At 61.7% G+C, this 14054-nt stretch carries 13 protein-coding genes; 8 read left to right on the top strand and 5 right to left on the bottom strand.

From position 1 onward, the window contains the following. Nucleotides 1-127 precede the first annotated feature (127 nt). The 5 genes from AC25BC_RS18585 to AC25BC_RS18565 all read left to right on the top strand — a co-directional run bounded on the left by AC25BC_RS18585 (nt 128) and on the right by AC25BC_RS18565 (nt 4451). Nucleotides 128-880, top strand: a complete 753-nt coding sequence (locus AC25BC_RS18585) for an N-acyl amino acid synthase FeeM domain-containing protein (protein WP_012759001.1) — start codon at nt 128-130, stop codon at nt 878-880. Between the two features lie 241 nt (nt 881-1121). Continuing rightward, nucleotides 1122-1346 (top strand): aa3-type cytochrome c oxidase subunit IV, encoded by a 225-nt coding sequence (locus tag AC25BC_RS18580; RefSeq protein ID WP_003552834.1) that lies wholly within the window; start codon nt 1122-1124, stop codon nt 1344-1346. 156 nt (nt 1347-1502) lie between these two features. Further along, nucleotides 1503-2651 carry a Re/Si-specific NAD(P)(+) transhydrogenase subunit alpha gene (locus AC25BC_RS18575; protein WP_012758999.1) on the top strand — a complete coding sequence of 383 codons (1149 nt, stop codon included), beginning with the start codon at nt 1503-1505 and terminating at the stop codon, nt 2649-2651. Then, nucleotides 2651-3049: a proton-translocating transhydrogenase family protein gene (locus AC25BC_RS18570; RefSeq protein WP_003552830.1), complete on the top strand. Its 399-nt coding sequence runs from the start codon at nt 2651-2653 to the stop codon at nt 3047-3049. Before AC25BC_RS18575 ends, AC25BC_RS18570 begins: the two co-directional genes overlap by 1 nt. Before the next feature lie 7 nt (nt 3050-3056). Further along, nucleotides 3057-4451 carry an NAD(P)(+) transhydrogenase (Re/Si-specific) subunit beta gene (locus AC25BC_RS18565; protein ID WP_128438543.1) on the top strand — a complete coding sequence of 465 codons (1395 nt, stop codon included), beginning with the start codon at nt 3057-3059 and terminating at the stop codon, nt 4449-4451. A gap of 83 nt (nt 4452-4534) precedes the next feature. Here the strand turns inward: AC25BC_RS18565 and AC25BC_RS18560 are convergent, their stop codons facing one another. The 4 genes from AC25BC_RS18560 to rpsU all read right to left on the bottom strand — a co-directional run bounded on the left by AC25BC_RS18560 (nt 4535) and on the right by rpsU (nt 8495). Beyond that, on the bottom strand, nt 4535-5017 hold the full coding sequence (locus AC25BC_RS18560) for a DUF992 domain-containing protein (protein ID WP_012758997.1): 483 nt from the start codon (nt 5015-5017) through the stop codon (nt 4535-4537). Nucleotides 5018-5130: 113 nt separating this feature from the next. Continuing rightward, nucleotides 5131-6783, bottom strand: coding sequence for a sensor histidine kinase (locus tag AC25BC_RS18555; protein ID WP_012758996.1), 1653 nt, complete (start codon nt 6781-6783; stop codon nt 5131-5133). Nucleotides 6784-7273: 490 nt separating this feature from the next. Continuing rightward, entirely contained in the window at nt 7274-8143 is an 870-nt protein-coding gene (locus AC25BC_RS18550; RefSeq protein ID WP_012758995.1) for a tetratricopeptide repeat protein, read from the bottom strand. Nucleotides 8144-8279: 136 nt separating this feature from the next. After that, nucleotides 8280-8495: a 30S ribosomal protein S21 gene (rpsU, locus tag AC25BC_RS18545; protein WP_012758994.1), complete on the bottom strand. Its 216-nt coding sequence runs from the start codon at nt 8493-8495 to the stop codon at nt 8280-8282. A 435-nt stretch (nt 8496-8930) separates the two neighbouring features. Between rpsU and AC25BC_RS18540 the strand changes: the two genes are divergently transcribed. Then, nucleotides 8931-11102: a CHASE2 domain-containing protein gene (locus AC25BC_RS18540; RefSeq protein ID WP_026157478.1), complete on the top strand. Its 2172-nt coding sequence runs from the start codon at nt 8931-8933 to the stop codon at nt 11100-11102. 5 nt (nt 11103-11107) lie between these two features. Here the strand turns inward: AC25BC_RS18540 and AC25BC_RS18535 are convergent, their stop codons facing one another. Next, nucleotides 11108-12139 (bottom strand): FecR family protein, encoded by a 1032-nt coding sequence (locus AC25BC_RS18535; RefSeq protein ID WP_026157477.1) that lies wholly within the window; start codon nt 12137-12139, stop codon nt 11108-11110. A gap of 253 nt (nt 12140-12392) precedes the next feature. On the opposite strand from AC25BC_RS18535, the gene AC25BC_RS18530 reads away from it, so the two are divergent. After that, nucleotides 12393-13646, top strand: a complete 1254-nt coding sequence (locus AC25BC_RS18530) for a sarcosine oxidase subunit beta family protein (protein ID WP_012758991.1) — start codon at nt 12393-12395, stop codon at nt 13644-13646. Further along, a complete protein-coding gene (locus AC25BC_RS18525) occupies nt 13646-14047 on the top strand; it encodes a hypothetical protein (protein WP_012758990.1) in 402 nt (133 codons plus the stop codon). The genes AC25BC_RS18530 and AC25BC_RS18525 overlap by 1 nt, the downstream gene beginning before the upstream one ends. The last annotated feature ends 7 nt before the right edge of the window (nt 14048-14054 follow it).

The following is a 14054-nucleotide window of genomic DNA, read 5'->3' as shown; positions in this document are numbered from 1 at the left end:
AGTTTCCCCCGTGAAAAGCGCGTGCCGCGTTAACCTTAACGATTTAAAAACAAGGGAAATTATCGGATTTCCTTGCCTAAATTTCGCTGGCGTATGATTAATGATCCGTTAACGAGCGGATCGAGAAATGTCAGAGACACTGTTCAAGCGTAGCGATTTCAGCACAAAAATTTTGGAAGTTTTGGATCATGTCGAGTATCGCCGCGTCGAAAGCAGCGAAGACATGGAGCAGGTGGAACGGTTGCGCTACAAGGCCTACAAGGCCCATGACGTGCTGGCGCTTGCCCCGAAAGGGCTGCTTGATGACAGCGATTTCGACAGCCACGCCTATATCTTCGGTCTGTATTATTATGGGGAACTGGTCAGTACGATCCGGGTTCATTATGTGACACCGGAACATCGCCTCAGTCAGTCCGGTGGCGCCTTTCCCGAGGCGATGGATGACCTTCTGGATGCGGGGCTGACCCTGATCGATCCGGCGCGTTTCGCGGCCGACCCCGAGCTCACCGCCGATCTGCCGTGGGTTCCCTATCTGACGCTGAGGCCGACCATCGTGGCGGCGGCGTATTTCCGTGCGGACCGCGTTCTTCAATTCGTTCGGCCGCCGCATGCGGCCTTCTACAAGCGGGTCTTCTATGCCGATACGGTCGTGCCCGGCCGGCTGGCGAAGAATTACGGGATCGACATGACGCTGATGGCGACGAATGTGATCGAGGTCGGGCGAAAGCTGTTGACGCGCTATCCCTTCTTCATCTCGAGCGCCAGCGAGCAGCGCATGATGTTTTCGCGCAATCCCAACGACACCCTGCCGCCGCTCACCATCATTCCGACGGCGCGTTTCGTGCCGCAAGGCGAACTCGGCACCGACCTGCCGCTGTAATTTACCCTGTTCCCGACGGAGAGACGATCTCCGCCGGGCAGAGGAGGGCGATGGACGGCAGGCGATATCAGCCGTCCTTCAGGTCCGTCCAGGCCTCTGACATCGCGGTTGCCACGCGCGCCTGCGGCATTCTCATGCATTGCGCTTTCGCCTGTCATTGTGTAATCCCTGCAAGAAGGGATTTCCCTCGCTCAGGCTAGGGAATCGAGCAGCGCAGAGGCATTTCAGGGAGACGATATTTATGGCCGAACATCATACCGGACCGGTCGAGACCGGCGCGCCGATGGATTATAAAGAACATGAAAAGACCTACGACATGTTCATCGCCAGCGCGAAATACGGCTCGATGCTGCTCATCGTCCTCCTGCTTGCGATGACCGCTGGTTTCTTCGGCGGCGCCGGCCTTCTCGGTGGCCTCTTCGTCTTCATCATTCTTCTCGCAGCCGGCATCTTCCTGTTCCGCTGATCGCGTAGATTCAGAGGGTCAGAGCGGTCCTTTGTGCGTCCGAAAGGACGCACGGCACTCTGAGGGAAGGAGAGCTTCTCCGAAGCTTTTTGAATGAGGTGCTTGGCCTGCGCAGGGAAACCTGCGGCGGTCTGGCTGACCCGGAGGAGGGGGCAGTTGGGCAATATCGTTTTCGTTGCAAGGGAAGTCACGGGCGAGGAGACACGCGTCGCCGCCTCCGCCGAGACCGTGAAGAAGATGAAGAGTTTCGGCTTCGACGTCGTCGTTGAAGCCGGTGCCGGTGCGGCTTCGCGGATTCCGGATGGGGATTTCGAGGCCGCCGGTGCCAGGATCGGCAGTTTTGCGGATGCAGCCTTGGCCGATGTCGTGCTGAAGGTGCGTCGGCCCAGCGGATCGGAAATCTCCGGCTATAAAAGCGGTGCCGTGATCATTGCCATCATGGACCCCTACGGCAATGACGAAGCGATCGCGGCACTGGCAAGTGCCGGGCTTTCGGCTTTCGCGATGGAGTTGATGCCGCGCATTACCCGCGCCCAGTCCATGGACGTGCTGTCGTCCCAGGCCAATCTTGCCGGTTACCAGGCCGTCATCGAGGCGGCGGCGGTTTATGACCGCGCCATGCCGATGATGATGACGGCGGCTGGCACCGTCCCGGCCGCCAAAGTCTTCGTCATGGGCGCCGGCGTCGCCGGTCTTCAGGCGATCGCGACCGCGCGCCGTCTCGGCGCCGCGGTCTCGGCCACCGACGTTCGCCCCGCTGCCAAGGAGCAGGTCGCCTCGCTCGGCGCCAAGTTCATCGCCGTCGAGGACGAAGAGTTCAAGGCGGCGGAAACGGCCGGCGGCTATGCCAAGGAAATGTCTGCCGACTATCAGGCGAAACAGGCGGCTCTGGTTGCCGAACACATCGCCAAGCAGGATATCGTCATCACCACCGCGCTGATCCCCGGTCGTGCGGCGCCGCGGCTCGTTTCGCGCGCCATGCTTGCCTCGATGAAGTCGGGTGCGGTCGCCGTCGACCTCGCGGTCGAGCGCGGCGGCAATATCGAGGGCGTCGTCCCCGGCGAGGTCGCCGATGTCGAAGGCGTCAGCGTGATCGGTTTCGCCAACATGCCGGGCCGGGTTGCGGCCAGCGCCTCGGCGCTCTACGCCAAGAACCTCGTGACCTTCCTCGAGACCATGGTCAACAAGGAAACGCGGAGCGTCGTCGTCAATCTTGACGACGAACTCGTCAAGGCGACGATGCTGACCTATGCCGGGGACGTGGTTCATCCCGCCTTCGGCGGCGCGAAGAAGGGAGACATCTGATGGCCAGTGAAGCAATGGACAGGGCGCTGGAGCAGCTCGACCATGCGGTGACCGCCGTGATCACGGCGGCTGCCCAGGCACCGGAAGCGGCAAGTGCTGCGACTGGCGGGGCGATCGATCCCTTCGTCTTCCAGCTCGCCATCTTCGTCTTGTCGATCTTCGTCGGTTATTACGTCGTATGGTCGGTGACGCCGGCGCTGCATACGCCGCTGATGGCCGTCACCAATGCGATCTCCTCCGTCATCGTCGTCGGCGCGCTTCTGGCGGTCGGCATCTCGACCAGCGGCCTTGCGACCGGTTTCGGTTTCGTCGCCCTGGTGCTCGTCTCGGTGAACATCTTCGGCGGTTTCCTCGTCACGCAGCGGATGCTTTCGATGTACCGCAAGAAGGATCGGTGAGGGACTGATGACCAATATCGCAGCCTTCCTCTACCTCGTCTCCGGCGTGCTCTTCATCCTGGCGCTGCGCGGCCTGTCGCATCCGGCTACCAGCCGCAAGGGCAATCTCTACGGCATGATCGGCATGGGCATCGCGATCCTGACGACGCTGGTGCTGGCGACGCCTGACTTCGGCGGCTTCGTGCTGATCATCCTTGGGCTTGCCATCGGTGGCAGTGTCGGCGCCTATGTCGCCCGCACCATACCCATGACCTCGATGCCGCAGCTCGTCGCGGGTTTCCATTCGCTGGTCGGCCTTGCCGCGGTGCTGGTCGCGGCCTCCGCGCTCTACACGCCGGCTTCCTTCGGCATCGGTGAGATCGGTCACATCCACACCGAGGCGCGCGTCGAGATGGCGCTCGGCGTGGCGATCGGCGCGCTGACTTTCACCGGTTCGATCATTGCCTTTCTGAAGCTCGACGGGCGCATGTCCGGTAAGCCGATTCTGTTGCCCTACCGGCATGTGATCAATGCGAGCCTGCTGCTGCTGATCGTGCTCTTCATCATCGGGCTGGCCGCCACCGAGAGCCATTTCGACTTCTGGGCCGTCGTCGCGCTGTCGCTGGCGCTCGGCGTTCTGCTGATCGTGCCGATCGGCGGGGCCGATATGCCGGTCGTCGTGTCGATGCTGAACTCTTATTCAGGCTGGGCGGCGGCCGGCATCGGCTTCACGCTCGGAAATCTGGCGCTGATCATCACGGGCGCGCTCGTCGGCTCGTCCGGCGCGATCCTCTCCTACATCATGTGCAAGGGTATGAACCGTTCCTTCGTCTCCGTCATCCTCGGCGGTTTCGGCGGTGAGACGGCGTCCGGCGGACCAGACACGTCAGACAGGACGGTCAAGCTCGGCTCGGCCGAGGATGCGGCCTATCTGATGGCCAATGCATCGAAGGTTATCATCGTGCCGGGATATGGCATGGCGGTCGCCCAGGCCCAGCATGCGCTGCGCGAGCTCGCGGACAATCTCAAGAAGAACGGCGTCGAGGTAAAATATGCGATCCACCCGGTCGCAGGACGTATGCCTGGGCACATGAACGTGTTGCTCGCCGAAGCGAATGTTCCCTATGACGAGGTTTTCGAGCTCGAGGACATCAATTCGGAATTCGCCCAGGCCGACGTTGCCTATGTCATCGGTGCCAATGACGTGACCAATCCGGCGGCGCGCGACGACAAGACCTCGCCGATCTACGGCATGCCGATTCTCGACGTCGACCGGGCAAAGACCTGCCTCTTCGCCAAGCGCTCGCTCGGCTCGGGTTATGCCGGCATCGACAATACGCTGTTCTATAAGGACGGCACGATGATGCTGCTCGGTGATGCGAAGAAGATGACCGAGGATATCAACAAGGCGCTCGCGCACTGATCGCTGCAGCCGCCCTTCGGGCGGCTGTTTGATTCACGTAAGCAGGCAACTGCTGTCTACCTTGGCTGACGTGGCTGCTGTCGTCAGGTCTCGCCCGGCACGAGCGTCATCTTCTCGACGCCGATCGCCAGGTTCAAACCTTCCTGCGCCTGGACGTTCAACGGCTGCAGCATGAAGGCCTTGTCGGTGCCGCCGGCGATGACCTTGGCGCCGGCGCCCGCACCGATGCTCGCATCGGCGCCGATCCCGTAATATTCGCCGGCAAGGGCGAATTGCGGGATATCCGTGCCGGTCTTTGCCAGCACCTGCCAGATCATGACGCTCTTGCCGGTCTGGCCGATATCAAGGCCGAATTTCTCGATTTTGCCGGCATAGACTGCCTTGGCGCCGCCGGCCGCCGACGTATAAGTGCAGATGAGGCTCTTCTGCGAGGTGACGATCAGACCTTGGCCGCCATCCGATCCGCAGACCAGCCGGCCAAGCGTGACATAGTTTTCCGCGCCCGCCGGGCTCGCCCAGGCAACGGCCGTCAGTGCCGCGGCTGCGATCATCGTTTGCTTGAACATGGTCTTTCTCCTTTGGAACGACCTGTCCGAAACGGGTGGAGATAGCGATTGTTCCGGGCGCAGTTTCAAAGTGATAGAGCGTCCTTAGCGCGTCTTAAGAGACGCGCCGCGCTCTATTCCCGCTCCAGCGTGGCGCGCTGCGCCGTCAGTACCCATAACAGGCCTTCGGGCCGGAAATCGATCTCAACCGTGCCGCGGAAGGCGGAGGCGGCATGAGCCTTGATAACGGTCGTGCCGAAGCCCGAGCGCGATGGCTGGGTGACAGGCGGGCCGCCGCGTTCCTCCCAGGTGAAGCGGAGCAGGGCATCCGGTTTGTCTTCCTCGCTGACGTCGCGCCACTCGAAGCGGACACGGCCTTGCGGTACGGAGAGCGCCCCGTATTTCACCGAATTGGTGGCGAGTTCATGCAAGGCGAGGCCGAGATTCTGCACTGCATCCGGCTTCAGCACGAAGTTTTTGCCGCTGATGTCGATCTGTTCGCGCGATTGCGGGAATGCGTGCAAATGGATGTCGACGACCCGCCGCAGCGATACGCCTCCCCATTGTTCGCTGGTCAGGAGCTCGATCGAGCGCACCAACCCCTCAAGGCGGTCGGCGACGGCGGCGCGGAAGGTCTCGACGCTGTCCGACTGCTTGGCCAGCTGGCGCATCATTGCCTGAGCAAGCGTCAGAAGATTCTTGGTGCGGTGGACGAGCTCGTGCATGACGAAACGCAGCCGGTCTTCGGTCTGGCTGCGGTCGAAAGAGGCATTCGAAAGGGCAATCGCCACCTGGTTCGCCTCGATGACGCTGGTCTCGACCGGTGAGACGATATGACCTTCGCCCATGCGGTTTGCCATGTCGGCGATATCGCGGATGGTGGTGCGCACCTGTCTTGCGACGGCATAGGCGCCCAGCACGGCGACCAGCACCAGTGCCACGCCGCCGATGATGAGGAAACGCCAGGTGCTGAGGATCGAAGCCTGGGCAATCGGTCCCCAGATCACTGTCTTCCACGACCAACCGGGAATCTGGGCATAACCGAGGAGCATGTGCGGCAGGATCGTCTCGTCCTCGAAGACGCCGCGGGACACGGTGAGCGCCGGCAGAATGCGCGGATCGAAGGGCGTACCGGGTTCAAGATTAGCGGGGCCGCTGGCTGCGACGACGTGGCCGCTCTCGTCGATGACGGCGGCCGACCAGCCAGAGGCAAGACCTTCGGTGGTCACGAGCTTGCCCAGATCCTTCGCGTTTTGCGTGATGATAAGGGCTGCGACCGGATCATTCTTCCGTGGCAGGGTGACGTTATAGACCCATTCGCCGCTGGTCCGGCCGCGAAAGACGTCGGAGGCCTCGATGCGACCGGAAGCCATGACCGCTTCGAGGGCAGGGATGTTCGCCGTCTTGCCAAGCGGCGTGCCGAATGCCCGACGCGTGTTCAGTAGTTGCTGGCCGCTGCTGTCGACGGCGATGACGAAAAGCGTATTGTCTCTGAGGGCCGTTTCCGTGCGCTCATGGAAGGAAGCGAGATTGCCGTTTTCAAGCTCCGGCGAACTCGAAAGCAGCCGCAGTGTCGTCGCCATGTCCTGAAGCTGGCGGTCGATGATCCGTGAAAGGGCAAGCGCATCCTGGGCCGTCTCGCGCTTCAGCGTCGAACGCTGATTGTCCTCCAGCTGCAGCAGAAGCAGCGCCACGAAGGCGAAGATCGGCAGTGCGATCGCCACGGCCATGGCGACGAGGTAGGTGCCGATCGAAGCCTTGGGAAAGAACAGCGTGACGATTTTCATCTGCTACGCCACATCGGATAATTCCTTAAATCGGAATCGATTTAAGGATAAAGTCATGCAGCAACTCAAAGGGCTATAGCGTTCTTTGCGCGTCTGAAAGGACGCGCGGCGCTGCAATGCGCGTGGCCCGCAACGGTTTTCGCCTGCGGCCAGGAAAGCAAAGATCCGCATCTTTCGCAAACCGCCCTCAACACGTGTTCGAACATCCGATAGCGGACTATCGAAGCAGGTCCATGTTAGGGGGAGCAAGAGCAGGTTGCAACACACTATGACAGGCCATCGACGATGATGGACGCTTTTTCGGCTTCTCTTTGCAAGGCGGTGCGGTCGGCTTTGCGGCAGCGTCGCTTCCTCCGCCCAGGTTAGCACGCTATCACCTCGATAATATCGGGCGGCCGGAAGATTCGCTTGAATCATCAATGCTTTGGCCGACATCTCCGATGGGCGGCGCGACCGGCAAGAGGCCGTTGCGGGCCGCCCGATGATGTCCTTAGCCGGCTGGGGCGACGCCGACGCGAGCAAGGCCGTCACGGGCCGGCTGGTACTTCGGATCGAGGCCGATCGCGTGACGATAGGAGCGGGCAGCCTTCGCCTTGTCGCCGCGGCGTTCGTAGACGAGCGCCTGGTTGGCCCAGGATTCGGCGATGTTGCCGTTAAGCTCGATCGCATGGTTGAAATCGGCAAAGGCGTTGTCGTCGTCGTTCAGCGCGATATAGGAAATGCCGCGGCCATTATAGGGCTCGGCCGAATTCGGGGCGAGCGAGATCGCTTTCGAGAAATCGTCGATCGCCTTGTCCTGCTGATTGCGCTTCTGATAGATCAGGCCACGATTGTGATAGGCGCGGCCATCGGTAGTGCCGAGTTGGATCGCCTTGTCGAAATCGTTGAAAGCCTGATCATCCTGGCCGGCCATGCGATAGACATTGCCGCGGCCGATATAGGCGACGTCGTAGCTCGGATTGATCTGCAGGGCGGCATTGTAATCGGAAATCGCCTGGGCCTGCTGGCCCATGTTGCGATAAACGAGAGCGCGGTTGGCGTAAGCCTGGAAAAACCGCGGATTGATCTGTAATGCCGTGTTGAAATCGTTCAGCGCCGGGCGGAACTGGCCGGCGCGGCCATAGGCGGAACCACGGACGTTGTAACCTTCGGGATCCCTCGGATTGGCGTTGATGACCGCCGTCAGCGACGCGATGTTCTCTTCCGAGCCCTGCGCCTTGTCGATGCGGATCACGGCATCCGTGGTATTGGTCGTCTCACAGCCGGCGAGGCCGAACATTGCCGCCAGCGCCAGAGCGGGCAGGAATGCCGTTTTCTGCAAACGCAGAGCGCGGGACGGATTAAAGGTATTGACAGCCATTCGGGCTCGCTTTCCCCATACGGCATATCCGGTGCGCGGATATGCGATCTCTCAGCGGCAAACTAAAAAAGGCGGCGGCGAACCGATCGCCCCCGCCACAATGCATCTGAAAACGTCGAAATAACGACGGAAACGCTCAGCGTGCTGCGACCACACCTTCGCGTTGGGCGCGCTTGCGGGCCAGCTTGCGAACGCGACGAACAGCCTCGGCCTTTTCGCGAGCACGCTTCTGCGACGGCTTCTCGTAATAGTCGCGCATCTTCATTTCGCGGAAAATGCCTTCGCGCTGCATCTTTTTCTTGAGAGCGCGGAGAGCCTGATCAACATTGTTATCGCGGACAAGTACCTGCACGAGAATCACGTTCCTTTGGTTGGTTGATGCCGGAGGCGGCGCAGCGGCCTGAGGCAAAATAATTACGTTCGCGCGGCAGGAGCCTTGCGATTGGTGACGCGAAATAGCAGATTGGGTAGGGGAAGTCCAGATGGGGATGGGAGGCGGGCGGAAAAATCATGCTTCGCCTAATCCAGTCATGATCCGGCCGGTTCGGGCGCAGCTTCGTCCAGCGCGGCGATTGCCTCCTTGAGAGCCGTCCTGACCCTTGGGCGATCGGCGTGCTCCGGCGTCGACGATTTCGTTCACTAGCGCATAGGTTTCGTAGCTCAGGATGCTGAAAAGACAGCGCCCGGGATGCATCTGCGAATGGCGTTTGGACCGAAAGCGGCGTAGCCTGTCTGCCAGCAGGTGCGGGCCGTTCTGTCGGCCGTCGGAGGGACAGCCGGTGAGATCATGACGCGCGTGCAGCAAATCGGTGTCGTTATCGGCCTGGCGATCGTGGCTATGCTGACGCTCCTCCGGGCAGGCGATCCTGGGATTTTCAAGCTGATCCGCGGCGTGACGTTCGACGAGTATCAGCGACTGGTTCCCAGGACCTTCGAGCCGATGCCGGTCCGCGTGATCGACATCGACGAGACGTCGTTGCGCGAATTCGGCCAGTGGCCGTGGCCGCGGGACCGGATGGCTCTGCTGGTAGACCGGCTTTCGGAGATGGGTGCCTCGGCCATCGCCTTCGATGTTCTCTTCGCCGAGCCGGACCGGCTGTCGCCGCGCAATGTTGTGCGCGACGTTGCCGGTGTGGATCCGTCCTTGGCCGAGAAGCTGCCCGACAATGACGAGATATTCGCCCGTTCAATTGCCGGAAAACCCGTCGTGCTCGGCTTCGGTCTTTCCAACGAGGGCAACTATCGGCCGCCGGTCAAGGCGGGCTTCGCCTTCACCGGCGAAAGCCCCGTCTCGGCTCCGCCCTATCTCGGCGCCTCGACGCCGCTCAGACCGCAATTGGAGGCCAATGCGGCGGGGCTCGGCCATATCAGCCTCAATCCCGGCAACCCCTCGCCGGTGGTGCGGGCGGTGCCACTGTTCCTGACAGACGGCGAGCAGCTCTATCCTAATCTCGCAATCGAGGCCCTGCGCGTCGCACAGGGGGCATCGACCTATGTGCTATCGGGAGCGCCCGATCGCGTCGGCATCATGACATCGGCAAAGATCGGCGATTTCGTCGTGCCGCTGACGGCAGCAGGCGAACTCTGGCTCTATGTCAGCCCCGACCGAGCGGAACGTTATATATCCGCCCGTCAGGTGCTCGCGGCCGAAGGGGCCTCTCCCGAGGTCGCGGCCGCCATCGACGGCAGCATCGTCTTCGTCGGCACATCGGCAGCCGGCCTGCAGGACATCCGCGTCACTGCGCTTGGCGAGAACGTTCCCGGCGTTTCGCTGCATGCGCAGGCCGTCGAGCAGATCCTCTCCGGCCATTTCCTGTCGCGGCCCGACTGGGCCGACGGGCTGGAAATCCTGACGATCGCGGTGGTCGGATGCCTGCTCGTCGTGGTGACGACCTTCGTCAGCCCCGCCGTCGCTCTAATCTGTGGCCTGCTGATCACGGCCATGGCGCTGGTGGCGTCCTGGCTGTCGTTTCTTTATGCAGGACTTCTCTTCGATCCGCTGGCTCCGATCGTCAGCGGATCGATCATTCATTTTGCCGCGACCTCGTTCCGGATCCTGGTGATCGACAGGGAGCGGCGCGCGGTGCGGCGCGCCTTCGGGCATTATCTTTCTCCATCGCTGCTCCACCGCATCGAGCATACCCCCGATGCTTTGCGCCTCGGCGGCGACGATCGCGAACTGACGGTGATGTTTGTCGACGTCAGGAGCTTTACGGAGATCAGCGAGCGGCTGGCGCCGACAGATGTCGTCGCGTTCCTGAACACGTTGCTCGATGCGCTGAGCCGCCATGTGGTGGCCCATGAAGGCACGCTCGACAAGTTCATCGGCGATTCGATCATGGCGTTCTGGAATGCGCCTGTCGATGTGGCCGATCATGAAACCAAGGCCGTTCGCGCAGCACTTGCCATGCGCGAAACGCTGGCCGAATTGAACGCCGGCGACGCCTTCGGCTTCGGGCCAGGACAAGAGGTCGGGATCGGCATCGGCATCCATACCGGCCTTGCCTGCGTCGGCAATATGGGCGCCAAGACGCGCTTCAACTATTCGGCGGTTGGTGATGCCGTCAACGTCGCGGCGCGGCTGGAATCATGCTGCAAAGAGGTCGGCTTCGATATTCTGATATCCGACAGCACGGCAAGGTCGGTGCGGGGAATGGCGCTGATCGAGGCCGGTGCCATCCCGCTCAAGGGCAAGAGCAGCCGAACGCAGATCCTCGCCGTCGTCGGCGCCGAGCGCGTTGCAGCATCTGCCGAGTTTGCAGCGCTTGTTGTCGTTCACCAGCAACTGATGCAGGCCCTGCTTTCGCATTCAAAGAACACCCGCAAGCTTATCGGCACGGCAAAGCTCCGGGCGGCGCAGGTGATCGGCGGTTTGGCGGAATTCTATCAGCGGATCTCCGGCAGGACCGATCATTTTCGCGAGGTGGCTGATCGCTTCGAGAAGAGCGCGGCCGACTGAAGGCGTCAGCGGTTCCGATTGAAACTCCGGCCCTTGTCGTGGTTGCGATCCCTGCCGTGATCTCGATCACGATCCTTATCGTGATCACGATCTCCGCCATGGTCGCGGTCGTGTCCTCGATGATCCCGGTCATTCCCGTGATTCTGGCTGTGATTTCCCGGCCTGTCGTTTCCATCATGCTTGTCGGGCCTATCCGGCCTGTCGTGATGTGGCCTATCATGGTGCGGTTTGTCGTGATGCGGCTTATCGGGCTTGTGTGGCCGTTCCTTTTGCGGCTCGGCCTGTTTCGGCGGCGGATCTTGTTTCTGTGGATCGGGCGAAGCCGGAGGCGGGGGCCGGTTCCTGTCCCTTCTTTCCGGCGCGGCTGACGCCATATTGCAGCCGCCGAGCATGCCGATGCCGCCTGCAAGCCGCTGATTGCCGGAGAGGAAGGGCAGGGCGTGCTGATTTCCGAGTGTCGCGAGGATGCTGGGATCGACCCGGCGTGCCGCCGACATATCGCCGTTCGGCTTGGCCACCACACAATCGCAGCGCTGCTGCAATTGCCGGCAGCCGCCCGGGCCGCAGAAACGGGCAGCGCCATTCAACAGCACGACGGCGGTCGTGCCATCCGGGCCGACGTAGAAATCGAAAGCGGTGCCGCGCACGCCGATCGTGCCGGCCGGCGTCAGGATCTGGTAGGCCGAGGAGTTGGAATTGCCGCTGACCCAGCGGAATGTGCCCTTTGCTGCCCTGATCGTCAGTTTCTTGACCGATTGGGAATCATCGAAGACATATTTGTCGATCACGACCGACGAACCCCAGCCCACCGCGAGCTTCGTGCCGTCACGAAACACGAATTGGCCAAGCCCCGACGGTGATGTCTTGATGCGCTCGTTGCGATGGACGCTGGTGTCGACCTCGATCGGCCCGCTCTGTCCCGTCACCTGCGTCTTGATGACGACGGCCTGGCCAACCGGCTCGGCGGCGAGCGCCGGCCATGCGCCGCTTAACGCGATGCAAAGCATCGCGATTGATACTGAGCGCCAACCCCACATGATACACGTACCCCGGGAACGTGCGATTGTTAACATTTTAGCAATTGCTTGTCTTCTCACCCTCTTGGGTTAGGGGCGGTCCGGCGGCTCAGCGGAAATGCAGACGCTTGCGTCATCCGCCTGGAACGGCATTCTCGTCAGCGTGTCGAAAGCAAAGCTCTCGCGCGTCGCAAAAGAACCGTTGTGCCGCATTTGGATTTGCGATTTGTATGAGCGCGGAGAACAAGCCCTTTCCCGAAGGAGAAGAAGGCGGATGCGGAAATATTCGGTTTTTGCCGTGGCACGGGAGGCCCTTCGCGGCCACAAGGGCTGGGAGAAGCAGTGGACTTCGCCTGAGCCGCGCGCCGAATACGACGTCGTCATCATTGGCGGCGGCGGCCACGGGCTGGGCGCTGCCTACTATCTCGCCAAGGAGCACGGCATCACCAATGTGGCGGTGATCGAGAAGGGCTGGCTCGGCGGCGGCAATACCGGGCGCAACACCACCATCATCCGCTCGAACTATCTCTACGAAGAGAGCATGCACATTTACGAGCATTCGATGAAGCTCTGGGAAGGGCTTTCCCAGGAGCTCAACTACAATGTGATGTATTCGCCGCGCGGCGTGATGATGCTTTCGCACAATATTCACGACCAGCAGTCCTTCAAGCGGCATATCCATGCCAACCGGCTCTACGGCATCGACAATGAATGGCTGACGCCGGAGCAGGCGAGGGCCTATTGTCCGCCGCTCGATATCTCGGCCAGCGCGCGCTACCCGATCAACGGCGCAGCACTGCAGCGGCGCGGCGGCACGGCCAGGCACGACGCGGTCGCCTGGGGTTATGCGCGGGCGGCCTCAGACCGCGGGGTGCACATCATCCAGAATTGTGAAGTGACCGGCATCCGGCGCGGTCCGGACGGACAGGTGACCGGGGTCGAGACCTCGCGTGGCTTCATCGGCGCCAGAAAGATCGCCGTCTCGGCGGCCGGCCATACGACAACAATCATGCAGATGGCTGGTGTGCGCGTGCCGCTGCAATCGAGCCCTCTGCAGGCGCTGGTCTCCGAGCCGCTGAAGCCGATCTTTCCCTGCGTCGTCATGTCGAACACGGTGCATGCCTATATCTCCCAGTCCGACAAGGGAGAGCTGGTCATCGGCGCCGGCACCGACCAGTATAATTCCTATTCCCAGACCGGCGGGCTGCAGATCATCACGCACACGCTCGACGCTATCTGCGAGCTCTTCCCGATGTTCCGGCGCGTCAAGATGATGCGGCAATGGGGCGGCATCGTCGACAATACGCCGGATCGTTCGGCGATCCAGTCGAAGACGCCGGTTCCCGGGCTTTACGTCAATTGCGGCTGGGGCACCGGCGGCTTCAAGGCGACGCCGGGCTCGGCCAATCTCTTCGCGCATCTGATTGCCCGCGACGAGCCGCACAAATTCAATGCCGGGCTGACGCTGGATCGTTTCCGCAGTGGCCGGCTGATCGACGAGGCGGCGGCGGCGGCGGTGGCACACTGATGTGGACGGCGGCTCTCCTGACGATCGGGATCAGTGGCGCGGCAATGCCGGCCGGTGACGTCTTTCCCGGCGTCGGAGATTTCCGCCTGCAGAAGATCCACAGGGTTGCCGGCGAAAGCGAATGGCCCTTCGTTGCCGAGAGCGGCACGCTGCTTTGCGCGATGATCCTGCGCCAACCAGCCGTTTATTTCGTGCCTGAGGTCGGCGGAACGCCGGGACGTGCCTTCGTGATCGACAACGATATCGCCAAGATGGCTTTTGCGAATATCGGCATGACCGATGTGCTGGAGCCCTATGACAATTTCGAACAGCTTCTCAAGCGCCTCATTCCCTATGTGACGATGGGAAAGCGTCTCTGCAATCAACCTCCGGGAACCAATGTTTCCGGGTCGGAACTCTAAGACGGGT

The organism is Rhizobium sp. WSM409 (genome assembly GCF_057653825.1).
This window is presented reverse-complemented; position numbering and strand designations above follow the sequence as displayed.